Below are 20,543 nucleotides of genomic sequence, written 5' to 3'. Positions count from 1 at the left end.
AAAAAAGAGGCTCTATAAACGTGCCTCTTTTTTATTTTTACATGAAATTTATTTCTGACTAACAAACAGAAATTTATATATAAAAAGCTCAAAATTACTAACAACAATTTTGATTTTCCATTGGAGCAACAACAACACAACAACAAACAAAACAAAAACATTAGAATTAAAATTTATGATTCCAAAAGTATTTAGAGAGGTCATAGACCTTGGAGATGGAAGAACCATCTCGTTAGAAACCGGTAAATTAGCAAAACAAGCACACGGTTCAGTTGTTGTTCAGATGGGAAAAGCAATGTTATTATGTACTGTAGTATCTAACTACAAGCAATCTGATGTTGACTTTTTACCATTAACAGTAGATTACAGAGAAAAGTTTGCAGCTGCAGGACGTTACCCTGGAGGCTTCTTTAAAAGAGAAGCAAGACCAAGTGATGGAGAAGTATTAACAATGCGTTTAGTAGACCGTGTTTTACGTCCTTTATTTCCAAAAGACTATCACGCTGAAACACAAGTAATGGTTCAATTAATGTCTCATGACGAAGAAGTAATGCCAGATGCTTTAGCTGGTTTAGCTGCTTCCGCTGCAATTCAATTATCAGATATTCCTTTCGAAACCCCAATTTCTGAAGCACGTGTTGCTAGAGTAAATGGAGAATTTGTAATTAATCCAAACAGAGCACAATTAGCCGAATCTGATATCGACATGATGATTGGAGCTTCAGCAGATTCTGTAATGATGGTTGAAGGTGAAATGGATGAGATTTCTGAAGAAGAAATGGCAGATGCTATTAAATTCGCACACGAAGCAATTAAAGTACAATGTGCAGCTCAAGTTCGTTTAGCAGAAGCTTTTGGTAAAAAAGAAACTCGTGAATACGAGGCAGAAAGAGAAGATGAAGAGTTAGCTAAAAAGATTAACGATTTAGCCTATGCTAAATGTTATGACATTGCTAAAAAAGGAACGTCAAAAGCCGAAAGAGGTTTAGCTTTTTCTGAAGTAAAAGAAGAAATTATAGCTACTTTTTCTGAAGAAGAAATTGAAGACTACGGTAATTTAATTGGAAAATACTTTAACAAAGCACAAAAAAATGCTGTTAGAGAGTTAACATTAGCTGAAGGATTGCGTTTAGACGGGCGTACAACTACAGATATTAGACCTATTTGGTGTGAGGTTGATTACTTACCGTCTACACACGGTTCTTCTATCTTTACACGTGGAGAAACACAAGCGTTAGCAACTGTAACCTTGGGGACTTCTAGAGAGGCTAACCAAATAGATATGCCTTCTTACGAAGGTGAAGAAACTTTTTATTTACATTATAATTTCCCTCCTTTTTGTACTGGAGAAGCACGTCCTTTAAGAGGAACTTCACGTAGAGAAGTTGGTCATGGTAACTTAGCGCAAAGAGCACTAAAAGGAATGATTCCTGCTGATTGCCCATACACCGTGAGAGTTGTATCTGAAGTGTTAGAATCTAACGGTTCTTCTTCTATGGCAACCGTTTGTTCTGGTACCATGGCATTAATGGATGCTGGTGTACAATTAAAGAAACCTGTTTCTGGTATCGCAATGGGATTAATTTCTGATGGTGATCGTTATGCCGTTTTATCTGATATTTTAGGTGATGAAGATCACTTAGGAGATATGGACTTTAAAGTAACGGGAACCGCTGACGGTATTACAGCTTGTCAAATGGATATTAAAGTAAAAGGATTAAGTTACGAAATTTTAGTAAATGCATTAAAACAAGCTCGTGATGGTCGTTTACATATATTAGAAAAACTAACAGACACCATTGCTACTCCTAATGTAGAAGTGAAAGCTCATGCACCTAAAATGGTTACTAGAGTGATTCCTAACGATATGATTGGAGCATTTATTGGACCTGGTGGAAAACACATTCAAGAGTTACAAAAAGAAACAGAAACTACTATTGTTATCAACGAAGACCCTGTTACTGAAGAGGGAATCGTTGAGATATTAGGAACAAGTCCTGAAGGAATTGATAAAGTTATCGCTCGTATCGAGTCTATGATGTTTAAACCTGAAAAAGGTTCTGTTTACGAAGTAAAAGTAGTGAAGTTATTAGATTTTGGTGCTGTTGTAGAATATACTGAGGCTCCAGGAAATGAAGTTTTATTACACGTTAGTGAGTTAGCTTGGGAACGTACTAACAATGTTACTGATGTTGTTAATTTAGGAGATATTTTAGATGTAAAATATTTCGGAACTGATCCTAAAACTCGTAAAGAGAAAGTTTCTAGAAAGGCTTTACTACCTAAACCTGAAGGTTATGTAGCTAGACCACCTAGAGACAATAAAGGTCGTGATAATCGTAACCGCGATAATCGCCGTGACGATAGAAAACCTAGACAAGAGAAAAAGGAATCATAAAAATTCTTTTTAGATATATAAAAAAGCAACCAAATTTAAATTTGGTTGCTTTTTTTGTTTTATATACTTTTTAATAAAGAAAAAAGACTACTAAAACTAGCAGTCTTTTACTTAGAGTTGTTTCAGATCATTCCCCAATAATCATATGAAAATCTTACTCTATAAAGAAATCCAACACTATAACAGTTGAAAAATAAAATACCCTACCCTATTTTTAAAAATATATTTAAATAAAAAATCTTTTTTTAGCTTTTCTTTTTTTAGTTTTAGTTTTCTTTGCATCCCATTCATGAAAATACAACGAATTACATATATTTCTATAGGAACCAACCAAGGAGATAAGCTTGCAAACATTCAGCAAGCAATCAACTCAATTGCTGATAAGGTAGGCGCTGTATTAAAAGTAGCATCTGTATACGAAACGGCTTCATGGGGGTTTGATAGCAATAACTTTTTTAATACTTGTATTAAAGTTTCAACATATTTACCTCCTGAACAATTAATACTTAGACTACTTTCTATAGAAAAAGAACTTGGAAGAACTCGAAAAAATACCGAAGGATATTCTGATAGGTTAATTGATTTAGATATTTTATTATTTGATGATGAAATTATCTTTTCTAAAACCTTAATCGTACCACATCCACGAATGTTAGAACGTAAGTTTGCACTGGTTCCTTTGGTTGAGATTGCACGTAATGTTATCCACCCTATAGAGAAAAAACATTTGTATATCTGTCTAGAGAATTGTACTGATACTTCAGAAATCACAAAGCTTAATAAAAAACTAGAGCGACCTATCCCTATTACTGAAAAGTATAATTATATCGCTATTGAAGGTAATATTGGTGCTGGAAAAACTTCATTAGCCAATATGATGTCTGACGAGTTTAATGCGAAAATAGTATTAGAACGTTTTGCTGATAATCCGTTTTTACCGAAGTTTTATAATGACAATGATCGTTATGCTTTTCCTTTAGAAATGAGTTTTTTAGCTGACCGTTACCAACAACTTTCTGATGATTTAGCGCAATTCGATTTATTTAAAAACTTTATTGTTTCTGATTACTACATTTTTAAATCGCTCATTTTTGCACAAATTACGTTGCACAGTGATGAGTATAAGTTATACCGAAAAATGTTTGATTTAATGTACAAAGAAATCACAAAGCCTGATTTATATGTGTACTTGTATCAAAATACAGAACGTTTGTTAGATAACATTAAAAAACGTGGACGCGATTACGAGCAAAATATAGAAGCGAGTTACTTACAAAAAATTCACGATGGTTATAGCAATTTTATCAAAACACAACCTGATTTAAACATTCTAATTGTTGATGTTTCGGATTTAGATTTTGTAAACAACCCTGATGATTATGAAACTATCATTAATAAGATAAAAAACTACAAAGCATAAAAAAAGCAGCTTTAAAAGCTGCTTTTTTTTATTTCTGAATTAACTCTAGCTTTTCAGCAAAGTAATCACAAAAATCACGCATGGTTGCGCTCATTTTTTCGTCGTTTGTTGCTCTTTCAAAAGAATTTGCCATAGACACCAAGGTTTGATGAAAAAACTGCTTCATTTCATCTACAGGCATATCCTTAGTCCACAAATCCATACGTAAAGTATCTTTTTGTTTGTGATCCCAAACAGATAGCATAATTGCTTTTGATGCTTCATCTTTTATACCTCCGTCTTCCGCATTCCAAGTAATTTCTTCAGGAACTTTGTTTTCATCTAATCCTACTTTAAATGTTATTTTTGATGTGTGCTCTATCGCCATTATCTTTTTGGTTTATATCTTGAGTTTTTGAAGATTTCCTCTTCACTTGTTTGTAATAATTGATGCAAAGATACATCATTCTTTTGCATGTACGAACGTACGATTTGCCAACCAATCCACTCTCCTATTCTACCAGGTGATTGACTATCTTGTTCCATATAAAACTTAGAAAATGGAGCTAAATCTAGAAAACGTTTGTCAACATCTTTACTTGTACTGTACAACAAATCTTTTTCTATAAAATACATCCATATTTGTTCTTCGTTACTTTTTGCCCAATCAAGTTTTTTTTGTGAATATCCTATTTTTACAGCATCAGGTACGTTAGGTAAGTAAGCATCTAACAAATACATTTTTTTTCCTCTGTAAATCATTTTATCTATGAAACTCCTTGCCATACTAGGTAACATTTGTTTACTAATAATGGCTTTAGCAACATCTACAACAATGTGTTCTTTGGTATTATTTTGTTTTACATAGGCTGGGTAGTCATTATAAAATTCATGTTCTTCTCCTAAATAGGAATCTAAAGAAATCAACAATAAGCTATCATTATAAACTATTCGATTGTTGTAATCAATATTTGTTAGCATGGTAATCACTTTAGGGCTTACAAATCTTGGATTGTAATATTTTACATGCTTAAACAGTGATGTTAATTGCTCCTTTTCTTCTACAACATCAGAGAAGACTTTTTGTGTCTCAGTAAATAACTCCTGCTCATCTTTATTATTAATCTTATTTATCCAAACACTATCTGGTTGTGACGGAAAGAGCATAAGGTACTTTTCTTTTGTCTTATTTAATTCATTTGGTTTTGTTGTATAAAAATCAATATCAAAACGTTCTAAATTAATAGTTACATTAATATTTGACACATCAACATTTAACTTATTACTTTCATCATTTTTACATGAAAGACTTATAAGAGCTAAACTAACTAGTGCTAAAATTTTTCTCATGAACTTTAGTATATTTACATTCTAAATTACAACGTCGAAATTACTAAATTAGTTTTTACAACTTAACTGTAAACTATTAAAATATCACAAAAATGAACACTCCTAAGGTTGCTGAACACATTATAAACTGGTTAAAAGATTATGCTACTAATGCTAAAGTAAATGGTTTTGTTGTAGGGATTTCTGGTGGAATTGATAGTGCAGTTACCTCAACATTATGTGCTAAAACTGGTTTACCTACGTTGTGTGTTGAGTTACCAATTCATCAAGCAAAAAGTCACGTAAGTAGAGCGAACGAACACATTAAACTATTAAAAGAGCGTTTTAGTAATGTGAGTGAAGTGGAAGCAGACTTAACCTCTACTTTTGAAGATTTTAAAACGGTGGTTCCTCCAGTAGAGCCTTCTCCTAAAGTAGATTTGGCCCTAGCAAACACTCGTGCTCGTTTACGTATGACAACTTTATATTATTTTGCTGGATTACATGGTTTACTAGTTGCCGGAACAGGAAATAAAATAGAAGATTTTGGTGTAGGTTTTTATACTAAATATGGTGATGGTGGTGTAGACCTAAGTCCAATTGCCGATTTAGTAAAGTCTGAAGTTTATGAATTGGCCGCATATTTAGATGTTCCTTCTTCTATTCAAAAAGCACAACCTACTGATGGTTTATTTGGTGATAGCAGAACAGATGAAGACCAAATTGGAGCTTCATACGATGAATTAGAATGGGCTATGCAAATGCAAGACACAGGAAAAACTGTAAATGATTTTTCTGACAGAGAGTTAGAGGTATATAAAATATATACGCGTCTTAACCGAATTAATCAGCATAAAATGATTCCTATTCCTATTTGTGAAATACCTAAAGAATTAAAGTAAGTTAACCGACATCATTTGTCGTTTAATCCTTTGGTAAGCACTCTTTTTTTGCCCGTTAGATATATTAAAAGGCAATATAACTAGTAATCTAAGCAGCTCTAGAATTTGCAGCAACTTTCTCATTTTTTCTTTGGTTTCTTGTTCTTTTCACGAGTAAAGTTACAAAAAAAATGTTAAGACTCTTAAAATCCTAAACATTCAGCAATTTGTCAGCCTTAAATTACGCGGTTCAGTTTTTCGAAAAGACGCTTTTTCAACCCTGTATAGTTCCCTATTTCTTCTAGGTTAGGTATTGTTTTTTGTTCTTGACTTTCTTGCATAATTTCTTTGATTTTTTCTTCAATTAAAACTCTACGCAAGTTTAAAATAGCATCTGTTACCAACTTTGGAAGAATTTTAACTGTTTCTGTTACAAAAACTTCCTTACGCTCCCAATCACTCAAATTATATTTTTCTTCATCCATCAAAATATTCGTTACTAAGCTAGATATTTGAGGGTTTTCATGCATTACCAAATGATCTACTTTAATTTTTTCTTCTTGATTTAATTGATGAATTAACTCATAGTAGGTTAATCGAAATATTTCGTTGGTGAACTCTATTTCGTCTTCTTGTAAGTTTAAGTACAACTCGTTTGAAACCGTATTTTGATATTCTTCCTTTTCTAAAAAAGGACGACCTCTTTCGTCAACAGCATCTACCCAGTTCACAAAGTCAACAACTTCGTTACCATACAATAACAATATTCTAATCACTTCTTTTTCTAGAATATTTAATTGATTGATACTTTGCTGTAACTTTCCCTTCCCTCCTTTTATAGCTTCCATAGAAGTTTGTTCTTGGAAATAATCTGGAGGTGGTTGATTAGAGTCTTGTCCTACACCACTCTTTCTCGTTGCTATTGCTCCTTTTTTTAGCAATTGAGCAAGCTCACTGAATAACACTCTCTCTGAAATATCCATAACACGAGCACATTCTTGCACATATACTTCTCGCTGAATACCATCAGGGATTTTGGATATACTTGTAACAATATCTCTAATTAATCCTGCTTTTTTTACAGGATCATTCGCCGCTTCTTTCATTAATAAAGAAACTTTGAACTCAATAAAATCTTGCGATTTTTCTTCTAAATATTGTTTTAATTCAGCATTAGAGTGTGCTTTGGCAAAACTATCAGGGTCTTCTCCTTCAGGAAAGGCTACTACCCTAACATTCATTCCTTGTTCAAGAATTAAATCAATTCCACGAAGTGAAGCTCTAACACCTGCTGCATCACCATCAAAAAGCACGGTTATGTTTTGTGTTAATCTATTCACCAAACGAATTTGGTCCGGTGTTAATGCAGTACCTGAAGATGCTACCACATTTTCAATACCAGATTGGTGAAACGAAATCACATCAGTATATCCTTCTACTAAAAAACAGTTGTCTTCCTTAGCTATTTCTTTTTTAGCTTGGTATAAACCGTAAAGAATTTTACTTTTATGATAGATGTCACTCTCAGGAGAATTCAGGTATTTTGCAGCTTTTTTATCGTTGGTAAGTATTCTTCCTCCAAAACCTAAAATACGTCCCGACATACTATGGATAGGAAACATCACACGCCCTTTAAAGCGGTCGAACTTTCTATCTTCTGCTCCTCCTTCTTTTACAATGGTTAAACCAGTAGATTTTAGATATTTTAAATCATAACCTTTAGCCAGTGCTGCTTTGGTAAAATTGTCCCATTCGTCTTTACAGTATCCTAAATCAAACTTTTCAATAGTATCTTCTCTAAATCCTCTTTCTTTAAAATAAGACAACCCAATTGCTCTTCCATTTTGAGTATTTAACAACACATCGTGAAAGTAATCTTTGGCAAATTTAGAAACCAAAAACATGCTTTCACGCTCATTCATCTGTTGCTTTTCCTCATCAGACTGCTCGGTTTCTTCTATTTCAATATTGTATTTTTTTGCTAACCAACGTATTGCTTCAGGGTAAGTGTAATGCTCGTGTTCCATTAAGAAAGAAATCGCATTCCCTCCTTTCCCTGTACTAAAATCTTTCCAGATTTGTTTTACCGGCGATACCATAAACGAAGGGGTGCGTTCATCAGTAAACGGACTTAACCCTTTAAAGTTACTCCCTGATTTTTTTAACTGAACGAATTCTCCTATCACTTCCTCTACTCGAGCGCTCTCAAAAACTCTATCTATGGTTTGTTGGGTTATCATATACTATATAAATACAGCAAACAAATATACTACTAGTTTTAAAAGTTATCTTACTATAACAAAACTCTAGGCAAAATTAATTTGCTAAAAACATATAATTACATAATTTTGGCAAAAATTTCCCCTTATAATGAAAACAATTATCCCTTTTTGTTTTGCAACATTTTTTGCATTTAATGTTTATTCTCAAGAAACCATTCGTATTCCTGATATTGGCTTAGAAGAATGCTTGATTAATTTAAAAATTGATTCTAACGGTTTAAACGGTAGTATAACAATTAGTGATGCAGAATATGTTACCAACTTAAATGTTAACGATCCTGTTACAAACAAAGATTTACCTAATGTATATTCAAAAATTAAAGATTTAACTGGTTTAGAGAGTTTTCCTAATTTAAAACGTTTGGATTGCTTTGGTAATGAAATTAAAAAAATTGACTTATCGCAAAGTTCCTCTATAAGTTTCTTAAACTGTAGCGAAAATAAAATTGAGCGTTTAGATGTAAGTAAAAACCATAACTTAACCTATATAAGTTGTGATTATAACAAATTAACCTCATTAATACTTGGTAAAAACCCTAACATTCAAAGTTTATATGCTAGTTACAATCAACTTACTACGTTAGATGTTTCAAACTGTCCTAATTTAGAAAGTATGGATGTTACAGGAAATAAGATTAAAACTATCATCGTTAGTGAAAAACAATTAGCTAACATTCCACAAGGATGGTATAAAGACGAAAAAACCACGTATGCAACAAGTAATGGTGTTATTGCTGACAATAAAGTTACTGAAGAGATTGTTGTAAAACAGGAAGAAAAGAAAGTAGAAACTACTGAAGACAAACCTAAAGAAGTTAAAAAACCTGTGCAAAAGTATGCTGAAAGCTTTATACAGTTAGTTGTTTCTGAATATGAAAAAAGTGTATTAAATGAAACATATTTAAAGCAAATAAGAGAAGATCTTATGTATAAATATGACATTAAAGATGAAGAAATTACTAAATGGATTCAACAATACAGTAAGCTACGTAAAACAGAATAATAGCTTTATTTAGACAATAAAAGCCATCAAAGAATTAATTTGATGGCTTTTTTATTTCTTCAGAAAATATAATATTTAAGACGCTGCTCTTAATTTTTTTAATGCCGATTTTGTTAATTTCGATTCAGCATATTCTTTTGTTACCTTAAACTCTTTTTCATCAGAACTTGGCATATCGAACATTGCATCGGTTAAAATAGCTTCGCATAACGAACGTAACCCACGAGCACCTAATTTGTACTCTACCGCTTTGCTAACAATAAACTGTAATGCTTCCTCAGTCATTTCAAATGTCACCTCGTCCATTGCAAACAACTTAGTATACTGTTTTATAATTGAGTTTTTAGGTTCTGTTAAAATAGCTCTAAGCGTTTTTTCATCTAACGGATTCATATAACTTAATACTGGTAAACGACCAATAATTTCTGGTATTAAACCAAACGACTTTAAATCTAAAGGTGTAATGTATTGTAATAAGTTATCATGATCTATTTTATCTTCTTCTACTGAAGCACTATACCCTACCGCTTGCATATTTAAACGCTTACTAATAATTCTATCTATACCAGAAAAAGCTCCTCCAGCAATAAATAAAATATCTTTGGTATTTACTTCAATAAACTTTTGCTCTGGATGTTTTCTTCCTCCTTTAGGAGCCACATTTACAACTGATCCTTCTAATAACTTCAACAAAGCTTGTTGCACTCCTTCTCCAGAAACATCACGTGTAATTGACGGATTATCACCTTTACGAGCAATTTTATCTATTTCATCAATAAATACAATACCTCTTTCTGCTTTTTCAACATCGTAATCAGCAGCTTGTAACAAACGACTTAAAATACTTTCTACATCTTCTCCTACATAACCAGCTTGCGTTAACACGGTGGCATCTACAATAGAAAATGGTACGTTTAACATTCTAGCAATTGTACGAGCTACTAAGGTTTTTCCTGTTCCTGTTTCTCCTACTAAAACGATGTTTGATTTTTCAATCTCAACTTCATCTTCATCATCCCTAGTTTGTAACAATCTTTTATAGTGATTATAGACTGCTACAGACATAGCTCTTTTGGTTTGATCTTGCCCTATGATATATTCATCTAAAAAAGCTTTAATTTCTCTTGGCTTTTTTAAGGTAAGGTCTTTTGATAAATCACTTGTTTTTGCTTCAGCTATTTCCTCTTCTACAATTCCATGGGCTTGCTCAATACATTTATCACATATATGTGCATCTAAACCTGCGATTAATAAATCGGTTTCTGGTTTTTTACGCCCACAAAAGGAACATTGTAAATTTTCTTCTTTCGACATCTTATCAGCTTATTGCCAACAGCTCACTGCTATTAGCTGTTTATTATTTTCTAGTTAAAATTTCATCTACCATTCCGTAAGCTTTCGCTTCGTCAGCCTTCATCCAATAATCTCTATCAGAATCTTTGTTTACTTTTTCTACTGTTTGACCTGAGTGCTTAGCGATGATTTCGTACAACTCATCTTTTAATTTTAAAATTTCACGAGCTGTAATTTCAATATCAGAAGCTTGTCCTTGTGCTCCACCTAATGGTTGGTGAATCATAATACGAGAATGTGGCAACGCTGAGCGTTTTCCTTTTTCTCCCGCACACATTAACACAGCTCCCATAGATGCTGCCATACCTGTACAAATGGTTGCTACATCAGGTTTTATAAACTGCATGGTGTCATAAATACCTAAACCAGCATATACTCCACCTCCTGGTGAATTGATATAAATTGAAATATCTTTATTAGCGTCTACACTTTCTAAGAATAATAATTGTGCTTGAATTACATTAGCTACTTGGTCATTAATTCCTGTACCTAAAAAGATAATTCTATCCATCATTAAACGAGAAAAAACGTCCATTTGAGTAATATTCATTTGGCGTTCTTCCATAATATATGGAGTTAAACTACTTGTTATTTTTCCTAAGTAATTGCTATTTATTCCGTGGTGCTTTGTTGCGTATTTTTCGAACTCTTTTCCGTAATCCATTTTTAAAATGTTTTTGGGTTATAAAGATGTAAATATAAGAACTATTTTGTTACAGTTAATGGCTAAAAAAACCTGAATGTACATTCAGGTTTTATTTATATCATCAGTAATTAACTGTTATTTGTATACTTCTTTAATAAAATCTTCGTAAGAAACTTCTTTAGTATCAAAGCTCATGTTTTCTTTATAAAAAGCTAATAATTTTTGGCTTATTAATTGAGATTGTAATTTTTGAGCTTCGTCTTGGTTTTGTAAGATTCTTCCAGCGATATCATCTAACTCTTTTTCCTCTGGGTTCATGTTTCCGAACTGAGCCATTTGAGTTCTAATAAATCCTTTTGCATAGTCTACTAACTCTGCATAGTCTAATTTGATATCGTTATCCTTCATAACCTTTCCTTCGATTAATTGGTAACGTAATCCTTTCTCAGACTTATTATATTCTTCAACAGCTTCTTCAGAAGTTAATTCTTTTTCTCCAGCAGTTTGTAACCACTTTTGTAAGAATTCAGCAGGTAAATCAAATTTTGTGTTATCAACTAAGCTCTCAGTAATTGCGTTTAACAATTGTTGATCTGCTTGTTGTTGGAATTGCTTTTCTGCGTCTTCTTTAATTTTTTCTTTTAATTCAGTTACAGTTTTTACACTTCCGTCAGAAAATAATTTATCAAATAACTCTTGATCTAATTCTGCTGGTTCTATTTCGGTAATTTCTTCAATAGTAAATGTTACTGAAATGTCTAAATCGTGAACCTCATCGTGAGATACTCCTATAGCTCCTTGTAACTTGTGCTCATCTTCGAATAAGTTTTTAGTTTTTAATTCTAAAACATCTCCTACTTTAGCACCTACAAACTTTTTTAAGTTTGTTTTTCCTTTAATATCTTTTACAGAAATTGTAGATTTTTTGTTGATTTCTTTCTCTTCGTTTACGAAAGTACCAGTAACATTAGTTTCTTCTGTAGCTTCGTCTTTAGCAGACATTTTACCATAACGAGATTGAATGTTTTCAATTTCTTTCTCGATTAACTCGTCAGTAGCAACAATGTTATATTGAGTTACTTTATTTTTTGGCTTTAAGTTTACATCGAACTCAGGCGCTAATCCTAATTCGAATTCAAAAGAGAATTTATCTGCATCCCAATTGAAATCTTCTTGAACTCTTGGTAATGGGTTACCTAAGATATCTAACTTCTCTTCAACTAAGAATTTGTTTAACGACTCTTGTAAAAGCTTGTTTACCTCATCAATCATTACTGATTTTCCGTACTGCTTCTTTACCATTCCCATTGGTACATTACCTTTTCTAAAACCAGGAATGTTAGCTGTTTTACGGTAATCGTTTAATACTTTTGTTACTTTATCTTGATAATCTTCTGCAACAATATCAACTTTTACAACTGCATTTAATGCATCTACGTTTTCTTTTGTTATATTCATCTTAAAAATCTGTTTCTTAAAAAAATCGGGTGCAAAATTACTACTTTATTTATTGATAACCAAGACTTTTAGCTATAAGAATATTATCTTTTTTACTTCCCTTATTTTCTAGTTTTTAATGTTTTAGGTTACTTATTCGTCTCCTTCTTTTAATAGTGAAAACATTATTGATCTGAAAATTGACAGCAATACACTGAACAAGAGTGCTGTAAAAAATCCGCTAACTGCAAATCCTGACACTAATTTATCTGCCAATAATATAATAACCGCATTAATTACAAACAAGAACAACCCTAGCGTGACAATGGTTGCTGGTAGTGTAAAAAACACTAACAACGGACGTACAAACAGGTTTAACAACGCAATTACTACTGCTACAATTATTGCGGTTGTATAACTAGCTACTGTTACTCCTGGTAAAATATTTGCCAAAATAATTACTGCCAATGCCGTTAATAATACTTTTAAAAATATTTTCATTTTTCTTTTTTATTTAATTGGTTATGAATTATAAATTTACTCTTTTTTTCACTGAAACTAGTAATTCGTAACACAACATACAACTTACCACAACCATACCAAAAACAGAAGTCTGCTGTTTTGGCAGGTTTAAAACTTTGTTTTAGTTTTTAAGGGATTTACTTTAAATTCGTTTGATATACTTTAATTCATAAAATGATAAGATGCCTGTAAAAAAAGACGGAAAATTAATGTTCACTTTAAACGATTTAAAACCTATAACAGAAGGTGGAGGAATAGTTGACGGTACTTTAGGTGGTTTAATTCTAGGAAATTCTCATGCCAATGGAGGTATCAAAGTTATTCGTCAATATCAAAATGAAGAACTCTACGAGGTAATTGCTGAGTTTGAAGGTTGGGAATATATTTTAAACCCATTAACAACAAAAGAAATACAACAATTAACGTTAATAAATTCAGAATTCAACAATACAAAAGACGAATTTATAGAATACAAAATCCCTAAAGACATTAAAGTTATTGATACTAGACCCTTACTTGAGAACATAAAAGAAACTAACAAACTTATTTTACTTGATAAATGGTCGCAATTCATAATCAATAAACACTCAACAAAAAAGTATTTGACAGAATTAGACTTTCTTAATAAAAAACACAATTAAATATAATTATTATCCTTCATCCCCTTACTTTCTTTTAAACATGTCACACCCTAAATCATCTTTATCAAAACAATAAAATGCTCAAAAAATACTTAGCCTCCTATAATATTCTTACCGAAGAAGAAATAGACAACTTTGTAAAGTTAGTCAGGTATAAAAAACTTAACAAAGGTGATTTTTTTATTCAAGAAGGAAACACTTGTAAAGAAGTTGCTTTTATAGCTTCGGGTATTTTTAGGTCGTTTTATCATTCTTCAAATGAAAAAGAAGCTACCTATTGTTTTTTATCCGAAAACTCATTTGTTACCGCTTACTCGTCTTTTATTTCTCAAACAAAAACCAACGAGAACATTCAAGCGTTAACCGATATTGAACTATATAGCATCACCAAAGAACAATTTGTATCACTAGAAAACTCAAGCACCAATTGGTTACGTCTTTTTAAAATATTTGCAGAACAAGAATATATAAATCTTGAAAACAGGATTTTTGTTTTGCAAAATGAAAGCGCTGAAAACCGTTACAAAAAACTGTTAGAAACGCATCCAAACTACTTAAAAACTATCCCATTACAGTACTTAGCTTCTTATTTAGGAATTACACAACGACATTTAAGCCGAATTAGAAAATCAGTTTTTTATTAGACAATTGTCCTTTTTAGGCTTGTAAAACCGCCCGTACTTTGCTTCATAATCTTAACTATATTATGAAGCATATTTTATTAATAAACGGACATCCTGATAAAGAAAGCTTTAACCATGCACTAGCAGCTTCCTACAAAAAAGGTACTTTGGAAACTGACGCTGTTATTGAAGAAATAACCATAACTGACTTAAACTTTAACCCGAATCTAAAATTTGGTTACCGAAAAAGAACCGAGCTTGAACCTGATTTAGTAGCGTCTTTAACTAAAATTAAAAAAGCAGATCATATTGTATGGCTCTTTCCTGTTTGGTGGGCAGGTTACCCTGCAATGATGAAAGGCTTTATCGACAGAGCTTTTTTACCTGGCATCACTTCCCAACCTATTGAAGGTGAACCATTTCCTGAAAAGCTTTTAAAAGGTAAAACCTCTCGACTTATCATTACTTCTGACACCCCTGGTTGGTATGATTATCTTTTTATGAAAAGACCTGCTATTAGGCAGTTTAAAAAAGGAACATTGGAGTTTTGTGGTATTAAACCTGTAAAAACTACGTTCTTATCAGCAATAAAAGACTCAACCCTTAAACAAAGAAATTTGTGGCTAAATAAAGTATACACATTAGGCAAGAACCTACAATAACAAACTCTACTCTACAAGCTAAAGAATGTTTTTAGCTTGTAGAGGCTCAAAGACTTCTTGTTTTTAAATAACTTTGCTGAAACTTCTATTAAAAACCTAAATGGACACTAGCAATATTATAACATCTGTAAAAGTCACCGATTTTGATCAAAACAAAGTTGATTTACTTGAAAAGTATGCTAACAAAATTCTATTACTTTTATTTTACAACAATGCTTGTTTAGGCTGTACTGGTAGAGCTATTCCACTTGCCTATAAATTCAAGCAAACCCATGAAGATATTGAAGTTATTGGTATTCATAGTAATTTTAGCAGTAACAATGTTTCTAAGGAAGACATTCTTAGTATTTTTACCGTTAACGAGATTCCATTCCCTATTTATATAGATAACGACCACAAAATGTATGATTTTTTTAATTCAGAAGGAACACCACAGTGGGTATTATTAACTCCTAAAGGTGAAGTGTTTCGAACTATTTTTGGTTCTCAAGACAACGCACAAAATAGGCTGTACTATGCTTTAGAGAGTTTAACCGGAAATGCAGGTTAGTTTTAGGGTAAAATATTTTGCATTTATTTTTTCAAAACTTCTGATACTTGCGTTGCTATTGCCTCTTTTACTTCTTCATCTTCTAACAACAAGTGTATTAAGTTATCTTTTACCTTGCCTTTTATGTCTAATAAATTGTATTTAGAAGCTGGCTCGTTAGCATTTGTTACACTATTGTTTGTTAAAAGCATTTTTCCTTTACCTGTTAGCAACCATGTTGGATTAATTTCTGGAAAAGAATGTAGAATTTTGTTTAACACATTACTTTTAAATGACGACTTTCTTCTTATCGCTGTACCAACTGAATTGTTAGACACATCAATAATCTCCTCAAAAGACCTAATATTAAGCCTTTTGTAATTAATTACTTCCTCTACTCGTTTATATGTTTCATCTACAAAATCGCTCATTAAAAAATAACTTTTTTCTAAATTTTATTTAATTTTGTTTTCGTGTTTAGATTTTTGTTTGTATTTTTACTTCGTAATAAGTACACAATACGTACAAATATAAATTAAAAAGTGCTATCAACTTCTAAAAAACAACTTGAGTTTTTATGATAACTGCTACACAACGAAAAGAATTAGAAAAAATTAAACCGCCTAAATACCGCGAAAAGGTAAAAAACTACCTGAGCAAAAATGGTTATGATTTCTCTTTAGAAACCATACAAAAAGTATATTCAGGTAAGAGAAAAAATTTAACTATTGAAGAAGCTATTGTAGCTGTTTTTTATAACCACTTAAAAGACCAACAAACAACTGACAGTAATATTACTAATTTGATAAATAAAATAAACAGAGATTTCCCTTAATTTTTTTTGTTTTTCGCCGGGGGGCGAGTATTGTAAGCGAGGAAATCAGGAATTGACAAATTCCTCCTCGCTTTTTAACTTATTTATTGTAGAAAAACTATAGCTTCTTCATAGAAATCCTTTGGGTTTTCAGCATGTAGCCAATGCCCAGCATTGGCTACAGTTTTTACCACTGATTTTGGAAAGTGTGCTTGGATTAATGGTTCATCTTCTTTTGAAATATATCCTGAATTTGCTCCACGTAAAAACAACGTTTCACCTTCAAAAATTGTAAAAGAAGGTAACGCTACCCCTACTTCACTATGATTTTCTGTTAACGATTTTAAATTAAAACGAAATGCTAATTTGTCTTTCGTTTTTCTGTATACATTTTTTGCCAAAAATTGACGGATTCCTTTTTCTGGAATTAACTCAGCCAGTTTTTCATCCACTAACTTACGTGATGTTTGTACCGAAAAATCTACAGAGTTTAACGCTGCTAAAATTTCGTGATGATGCGGCGGATACATTCTTGGGGAGATATCAGCTACAATTAACTTATTCACCAATTCAGAATATTCGGTTGCAAACAACATTGCTGTTTTTCCTCCCATGGAATGCCCTAATAAATCAACTTTTTCAAGATTATGATGTTGAATATAATTATACAAATCACCGACCAATAATTCGTAATCAAAAGCTTCCGCATGAAAACTTCGTCCATGATTTCGTTGATCTATCAAATGCACTTCAAACCCGTCTTTAGCAAATTTATTAGCATGTGATTTCCAATTATCACCCATACCAAAATATCCATGTAAAATAAGTAACGGCTGTCCTTCTCCAGTTATTTTTGAATGTAGTATTTCCTCCATAATTATTGCAAACGATGCAAATACATATTCACAACATTTTCTAAGCCCAAATACAAACTTTCTGATATTAACGCATGCCCTATAGACACTTCAGCCAAATGAGGAATGTTTTGTTTAAAAAATTGAATATTATCTAAACTTAAATCATGACCAGCGTTAACACCTAAACCAACTTCATTTGCTAAAACAGCAGCTTCTGCGTACAGCTTTATCGCTTCTTTGTTCCCTTTTTCGTACTGCGTAGCGAACTCCTCGGTATACAATTCAACTCGGTCAGCTCCTGTTCTTGCAGCAGCTTCTATCAGTTTTAAATCAGTATCAATAAAAATTGACGTTCTTATTCCTGCATTTTTAAACTCTGCTATTACTTCTTGTAAATACGATTGGTGTGTTATGGTATCCCAACCTGCATTTGAAGTAAGCTGATCTACACTATCAGGAACCAATGTTACTTGCGTTGGCTTAATTTCTAACACCATTTGTTTAAACTTATCAATTGGGTTACCTTCAATATTGTATTCAGTCGTTACAATAGATTTTAAATCATAAGCATCTTGGTAACGAATATGACGTTCATCTGGTCTTGGGTGAATCGTAATTCCTTCCGCTCCAAAATCTTGTATATCGGTTGCTACTTTTAGTAAATTAGGTACATTTCCACCTCTAGAATTACGGAGTGTAGCTATTTTATTAATATTAACACTTAACTTTGTCATGTTGTAAAATTAGATTACAAAGGTAACGCATTCCAACATTTTAAACTATATTCGTAGTAATGAAAATCAACGATTTTATATTAAAAGAAATTAAAGCACTCACGCTAAACAGCACCGTAAAAAGTGCCCAAAAGATATGTAATGATTTGCCTATAACTCATATTCCTGTTGTAGAAAACAACAGGTTAGTAGGTTGCTTGCCTGAAAGTGATATTCAAACTATTGAAAATAAAAATCGTATACTTAGAGAGTACTCTTACTTATTAGATCATTTCTACACAAATGAAAATGCTACACTACTCGATTTAATTGCCTTATTTGCTGATAACGACTCAAATTTAATTCCTGTTATTGATAAAAACCTACATTATGTAGGCTATTATGAATTGAGTGATATTTTAGACGCTTTTGCTAATAGTCCATTTTTACATAATGAAAGTGATACTTTAATTATTGACAAGAATAAAACAGATTATTCTATGGGGCAAGTAGCGCAAATAGTTGAGGCTAGTAATGGCAAATTACTAGGCGCATATATTTCTTCTGAAAACATAAATAGCGTTGAGGTTACACTAAAAATTGTTTCTGAAGAAATAAATGAAATCATTCAAACATTTCGTAGATACGGTTACAACGTTATTACGCAACATGAAGATGATTTTTATTTAGAAGAACTTAAAGATAGAGCCGCCTATTTAAGGAAGTACTTAGACATGTAGTTTTTTCAATAACCAAACAAACATTTCAAAAGTGAAAAAAGTCGCTATTTACGGACAAGCTTATACTACACTAGCAGAAAGAGAAGTAAAAATTCTTTTAACTGTTTTAGAAAAAAATAACATTGTTGTTTTTTTTGAACAACAATTCTATAATTTATTTATTGAAAATAATTCATTAAATAAAAAATATCCTACCTACGCACATTTTAATGATTTATCAGACACCTTTGATGTGATGTTTACCATAGGTGGAGATGGTACTATTTTAAGAGCTGTGACCTATATTCGAAATTTAGATATTCCTATTATGGGAATAAACACTGGACGCTTAGGTTTTTTAGCTACAATTCAAAAAGATCAAATTGAAGAGGCAATTAATTTAATGTTAAAAAAAGAATATACACTTCAAGAACGGTCTTTATTACAAATAAAAACATCTCCTGCTACAGAAGATTTTTCTGAACTTAACTTTGCACTTAATGAAGTTACCATTGCCCGAAGAAATACAACGTCTATGATTGGCATTAAAACCTCATTAAATACCGAATATTTGACTAATTATTGGGCTGATGGGTTAATTATAGCAACACCAACGGGATCTACAGGGTATTCACTTAGTTGTGACGGCCCCGTAATTTTACCAGATTCAAAGAGTTTTGTTATTACTCCTATTGCGCCACACAATTTAAATGCACGGCCAATGGTAATTCCTGATGACACAAATATTCTTTTGGAAGTTAGTGCTAGAGAAAAAGATTTTTTAATATCTCTAGACTCACGTATCACCACTGTTCCCTTAGGAACTGAGATCAAAATACAGAAAGCGCCATTTACCATAAAAAGTATTTTACCCAAAAATCAATCTTATTTAAATACCTTGCGAGGAAAACTTTTATGGGGAGAAGATATACGAAATGAATCGTTATAACGATAGTAATTACAATAAAACCGTAAAAAAAAAGTTAATCAAAAAGACGGATTATTAACTTTTTAAAGCAAATTCAATTCCCTATATTTGCACGCTATTTTACAATGAGAGGACTTATTTTATTAATATTATTGGCTTGTGTAGTAACATCATTACAATCACAAACACACGAAATTGGTTTCTTTGCCGGTGGCTCTAACTATGTTGGTGATATAGGTAGTACAAACTACATACATCCTAACGAGTTTTCAGGTGGGCTTGTATATAAATACAACCTAAATCCTAGAATTGCTTTAAGAGGAACTTACACATATATACCTGTATCTGGTAATGACAAAGATGCTGATAATACTTTTCGTCAAAACAGAGGAACGAGCTTTTCTAACACCATACATGAGTTTGCTGTTGGGGTAGAATTTAATTTCTTTGACTATAATATTAATAATTACAGCACTACATTTACACCTTATATTTTAGCTGAAGTTGCCGCTTTTAATTACAAAAGTCCTGAACCAACCTCCTCTAGTAATACAATACTTTTAAAAAACAAATTTTCTTATACCATACCCGTAGGTATAGGGCTTAAAGGAAGATTAGCAGATAATTTAGCCATTGCATTTGAAACAGGTGTGCGATTTACATTTGTGGACGATATAGATTTTACAACAGACAAAATAAACTCATTAGACTTTGGGGGTAACGGAAACGACTGGTATGTATTCTCAGGGGTTTCCATTGTGTATACCTTTGGAAGACCACCTTGTTTTGGTGGAATAGCAGAATAAA

General features: G+C 32.0%; 22 protein-coding genes. 12 read left to right on the top strand and 10 right to left on the bottom strand.

From position 1 onward, the window contains the following. Window positions 1–175: 175 nt before the first annotated feature. Window positions 176–2,398, top strand: a complete 2,223-nt coding sequence (locus Q4517_RS11945; protein ID WP_303509643.1) for a polyribonucleotide nucleotidyltransferase — start codon at window positions 176–178, stop codon at window positions 2,396–2,398. A gap of 289 nt (window positions 2,399–2,687) precedes the next feature. Further along, window positions 2,688–3,818 (top strand): 2-amino-4-hydroxy-6-hydroxymethyldihydropteridine diphosphokinase, encoded by a 1,131-nt coding sequence (folK, locus tag Q4517_RS11940; protein ID WP_303509642.1) that lies wholly within the window; start codon window positions 2,688–2,690, stop codon window positions 3,816–3,818. A gap of 28 nt (window positions 3,819–3,846) precedes the next feature. Here the strand turns inward: folK and gldC are convergent, their stop codons facing one another. Both gldC and gldB read right to left on the bottom strand, forming a co-directional pair. Continuing rightward, window positions 3,847–4,185 carry a gliding motility protein GldC gene (gldC, locus tag Q4517_RS11935; RefSeq protein WP_303509640.1) on the bottom strand — a complete coding sequence of 113 codons (339 nt, stop codon included), beginning with the start codon at window positions 4,183–4,185 and terminating at the stop codon, window positions 3,847–3,849. After that, window positions 4,185–5,147 carry a gliding motility lipoprotein GldB gene (gldB, locus tag Q4517_RS11930; protein ID WP_303509638.1) on the bottom strand — a complete coding sequence of 321 codons (963 nt, stop codon included), beginning with the start codon at window positions 5,145–5,147 and terminating at the stop codon, window positions 4,185–4,187. The genes gldC and gldB overlap by 1 nt, the downstream gene beginning before the upstream one ends. A 92-nt stretch (window positions 5,148–5,239) precedes the next feature. Here gldB and nadE point away from each other — a divergent pair, with 92 nt between their 5' ends. Further along, window positions 5,240–6,028 (top strand): NAD(+) synthase, encoded by a 789-nt coding sequence (nadE, locus tag Q4517_RS11925; protein ID WP_303509636.1) that lies wholly within the window; start codon window positions 5,240–5,242, stop codon window positions 6,026–6,028. Between the two features lie 215 nt (window positions 6,029–6,243). Here nadE and dnaG read toward each other — a convergent pair whose 3' ends face one another. Continuing rightward, window positions 6,244–8,247 (bottom strand): DNA primase, encoded by a 2,004-nt coding sequence (gene dnaG / locus Q4517_RS11920; protein ID WP_303509634.1) that lies wholly within the window; start codon window positions 8,245–8,247, stop codon window positions 6,244–6,246. 130 nt (window positions 8,248–8,377) lie between these two features. Here dnaG and Q4517_RS11915 point away from each other — a divergent pair, with 130 nt between their 5' ends. Further along, entirely contained in the window at window positions 8,378–9,292 is a 915-nt protein-coding gene (locus Q4517_RS11915; protein ID WP_303509631.1) for a leucine-rich repeat domain-containing protein, read from the top strand. Between the two features lie 75 nt (window positions 9,293–9,367). Here Q4517_RS11915 and clpX read toward each other — a convergent pair whose 3' ends face one another. From clpX to Q4517_RS11895, 4 genes are all read right to left on the bottom strand, one after another. After that, entirely contained in the window at window positions 9,368–10,606 is a 1,239-nt protein-coding gene (clpX, locus tag Q4517_RS11910; RefSeq protein WP_303509629.1) for an ATP-dependent Clp protease ATP-binding subunit ClpX, read from the bottom strand. Window positions 10,607–10,649: 43 nt separating this feature from the next. After that, window positions 10,650–11,309 (bottom strand): ATP-dependent Clp endopeptidase proteolytic subunit ClpP, encoded by a 660-nt coding sequence (gene clpP, locus Q4517_RS11905; protein WP_303509628.1) that lies wholly within the window; start codon window positions 11,307–11,309, stop codon window positions 10,650–10,652. A gap of 117 nt (window positions 11,310–11,426) precedes the next feature. Further along, window positions 11,427–12,749, bottom strand: a complete 1,323-nt coding sequence (gene tig, locus Q4517_RS11900; RefSeq protein ID WP_303509626.1) for a trigger factor — start codon at window positions 12,747–12,749, stop codon at window positions 11,427–11,429. 132 nt (window positions 12,750–12,881) lie between these two features. After that, window positions 12,882–13,229: a phage holin family protein gene (locus tag Q4517_RS11895; RefSeq protein ID WP_303509624.1), complete on the bottom strand. Its 348-nt coding sequence runs from the start codon at window positions 13,227–13,229 to the stop codon at window positions 12,882–12,884. 203 nt (window positions 13,230–13,432) lie between these two features. Between Q4517_RS11895 and Q4517_RS11890 the strand changes: the two genes are divergently transcribed. From Q4517_RS11890 to Q4517_RS11875, 4 genes are all read left to right on the top strand, one after another. Then, entirely contained in the window at window positions 13,433–13,891 is a 459-nt protein-coding gene (locus tag Q4517_RS11890) for a hypothetical protein (RefSeq protein WP_303509621.1), read from the top strand. Between the two features lie 77 nt (window positions 13,892–13,968). Continuing rightward, entirely contained in the window at window positions 13,969–14,535 is a 567-nt protein-coding gene (locus tag Q4517_RS11885) for a Crp/Fnr family transcriptional regulator (RefSeq protein ID WP_303509618.1), read from the top strand. 62 nt (window positions 14,536–14,597) lie between these two features. Continuing rightward, on the top strand, window positions 14,598–15,176 hold the full coding sequence (locus Q4517_RS11880; RefSeq protein ID WP_303509615.1) for an NAD(P)H-dependent oxidoreductase: 579 nt from the start codon (window positions 14,598–14,600) through the stop codon (window positions 15,174–15,176). 100 nt (window positions 15,177–15,276) lie between these two features. Further along, complete coding sequence (locus Q4517_RS11875) at window positions 15,277–15,726, top strand: redoxin domain-containing protein (protein ID WP_303509614.1); 450 nt, start codon at window positions 15,277–15,279, stop codon at window positions 15,724–15,726. Window positions 15,727–15,749: 23 nt separating this feature from the next. Here Q4517_RS11875 and Q4517_RS11870 read toward each other — a convergent pair whose 3' ends face one another. Then, the gene (locus Q4517_RS11870) at window positions 15,750–16,136 is read right to left on the bottom strand and encodes a hypothetical protein (protein WP_303509611.1); all 387 of its coding nucleotides are present in this window, start codon (window positions 16,134–16,136) and stop codon (window positions 15,750–15,752) included. Window positions 16,137–16,282: 146 nt separating this feature from the next. Between Q4517_RS11870 and Q4517_RS11865 the strand changes: the two genes are divergently transcribed. Then, on the top strand, window positions 16,283–16,540 hold the full coding sequence (locus Q4517_RS11865; RefSeq protein WP_303509608.1) for a hypothetical protein: 258 nt from the start codon (window positions 16,283–16,285) through the stop codon (window positions 16,538–16,540). A gap of 83 nt (window positions 16,541–16,623) precedes the next feature. Here the strand turns inward: Q4517_RS11865 and Q4517_RS11860 are convergent, their stop codons facing one another. Both Q4517_RS11860 and Q4517_RS11855 read right to left on the bottom strand, forming a co-directional pair. After that, a complete protein-coding gene (locus tag Q4517_RS11860; protein WP_303509605.1) occupies window positions 16,624–17,394 on the bottom strand; it encodes an alpha/beta fold hydrolase in 771 nt (256 codons plus the stop codon). A gap of 2 nt (window positions 17,395–17,396) precedes the next feature. Then, complete coding sequence (locus Q4517_RS11855; RefSeq protein WP_303509603.1) at window positions 17,397–18,110, bottom strand: pyridoxine 5'-phosphate synthase; 714 nt, start codon at window positions 18,108–18,110, stop codon at window positions 17,397–17,399. A 59-nt stretch (window positions 18,111–18,169) separates the two neighbouring features. Between Q4517_RS11855 and Q4517_RS11850 the strand changes: the two genes are divergently transcribed. The 3 genes from Q4517_RS11850 (at window position 18,170) to Q4517_RS11840 (ending at window position 20,542) form a co-directional block, all read left to right on the top strand. Further along, window positions 18,170–18,829: a CBS domain-containing protein gene (locus Q4517_RS11850; RefSeq protein ID WP_303509602.1), complete on the top strand. Its 660-nt coding sequence runs from the start codon at window positions 18,170–18,172 to the stop codon at window positions 18,827–18,829. Window positions 18,830–18,860: 31 nt separating this feature from the next. Beyond that, the gene (locus Q4517_RS11845; protein WP_303509600.1) at window positions 18,861–19,757 is read left to right on the top strand and encodes an NAD kinase; all 897 of its coding nucleotides are present in this window, start codon (window positions 18,861–18,863) and stop codon (window positions 19,755–19,757) included. Window positions 19,758–19,861: 104 nt separating this feature from the next. After that, entirely contained in the window at window positions 19,862–20,542 is a 681-nt protein-coding gene (locus Q4517_RS11840; protein ID WP_303509598.1) for a DUF6089 family protein, read from the top strand. The last annotated feature ends 1 nt before the right edge of the window (window position 20,543 follow it).

The organism is Tenacibaculum sp. 1_MG-2023, assembly GCF_030547425.1.
In the GTDB taxonomy this organism is placed as follows: Bacteria; Bacteroidota; Bacteroidia; order Flavobacteriales; family Flavobacteriaceae; genus Polaribacter.
The sequence above is the reverse complement of the archived record's forward strand: the minus strand, read 5'-3'. Positions and strand labels throughout refer to the sequence as shown.

What these genes read in the sequence shown, in the direction of transcription:
- Q4517_RS11945 (WP_303509643.1), top strand. Translation starts at nt 176, where the DNA reads ATGATTCCAAAAGTATTTAGAGAGGTCATAGACCTTGGAGATGGAAGA.
- folK (WP_303509642.1), top strand. Translation starts at nt 2,688, where the DNA reads ATGAAAATACAACGAATTACATATATTTCTATAGGAACCAACCAAGGA.
- gldC (WP_303509640.1), bottom strand. Translation starts at nt 4,185, where the DNA reads ATGGCGATAGAGCACACATCAAAAATAACATTTAAAGTAGGATTAGAT.
- gldB (WP_303509638.1), bottom strand. Translation starts at nt 5,147, where the DNA reads ATGAGAAAAATTTTAGCACTAGTTAGTTTAGCTCTTATAAGTCTTTCA.
- nadE (WP_303509636.1), top strand. Translation starts at nt 5,240, where the DNA reads ATGAACACTCCTAAGGTTGCTGAACACATTATAAACTGGTTAAAAGAT.
- dnaG (WP_303509634.1), bottom strand. Translation starts at nt 8,247, where the DNA reads ATGATAACCCAACAAACCATAGATAGAGTTTTTGAGAGCGCTCGAGTA.
- Q4517_RS11915 (WP_303509631.1), top strand. Translation starts at nt 8,378, where the DNA reads ATGAAAACAATTATCCCTTTTTGTTTTGCAACATTTTTTGCATTTAAT.
- clpX (WP_303509629.1), bottom strand. Translation starts at nt 10,606, where the DNA reads ATGTCGAAAGAAGAAAATTTACAATGTTCCTTTTGTGGGCGTAAAAAA.
- clpP (WP_303509628.1), bottom strand. Translation starts at nt 11,309, where the DNA reads ATGGATTACGGAAAAGAGTTCGAAAAATACGCAACAAAGCACCACGGA.
- tig (WP_303509626.1), bottom strand. Translation starts at nt 12,749, where the DNA reads ATGAATATAACAAAAGAAAACGTAGATGCATTAAATGCAGTTGTAAAA.
- Q4517_RS11895 (WP_303509624.1), bottom strand. Translation starts at nt 13,229, where the DNA reads ATGAAAATATTTTTAAAAGTATTATTAACGGCATTGGCAGTAATTATT.
- Q4517_RS11890 (WP_303509621.1), top strand. Translation starts at nt 13,433, where the DNA reads ATGCCTGTAAAAAAAGACGGAAAATTAATGTTCACTTTAAACGATTTA.
- Q4517_RS11885 (WP_303509618.1), top strand. Translation starts at nt 13,969, where the DNA reads ATGCTCAAAAAATACTTAGCCTCCTATAATATTCTTACCGAAGAAGAA.
- Q4517_RS11880 (WP_303509615.1), top strand. Translation starts at nt 14,598, where the DNA reads ATGAAGCATATTTTATTAATAAACGGACATCCTGATAAAGAAAGCTTT.
- Q4517_RS11875 (WP_303509614.1), top strand. Translation starts at nt 15,277, where the DNA reads ATGGACACTAGCAATATTATAACATCTGTAAAAGTCACCGATTTTGAT.
- Q4517_RS11870 (WP_303509611.1), bottom strand. Translation starts at nt 16,136, where the DNA reads ATGAGCGATTTTGTAGATGAAACATATAAACGAGTAGAGGAAGTAATT.
- Q4517_RS11865 (WP_303509608.1), top strand. Translation starts at nt 16,283, where the DNA reads ATGATAACTGCTACACAACGAAAAGAATTAGAAAAAATTAAACCGCCT.
- Q4517_RS11860 (WP_303509605.1), bottom strand. Translation starts at nt 17,394, where the DNA reads ATGGAGGAAATACTACATTCAAAAATAACTGGAGAAGGACAGCCGTTA.
- Q4517_RS11855 (WP_303509603.1), bottom strand. Translation starts at nt 18,110, where the DNA reads ATGACAAAGTTAAGTGTTAATATTAATAAAATAGCTACACTCCGTAAT.
- Q4517_RS11850 (WP_303509602.1), top strand. Translation starts at nt 18,170, where the DNA reads ATGAAAATCAACGATTTTATATTAAAAGAAATTAAAGCACTCACGCTA.
- Q4517_RS11840 (WP_303509598.1), top strand. Translation starts at nt 19,862, where the DNA reads ATGAGAGGACTTATTTTATTAATATTATTGGCTTGTGTAGTAACATCA.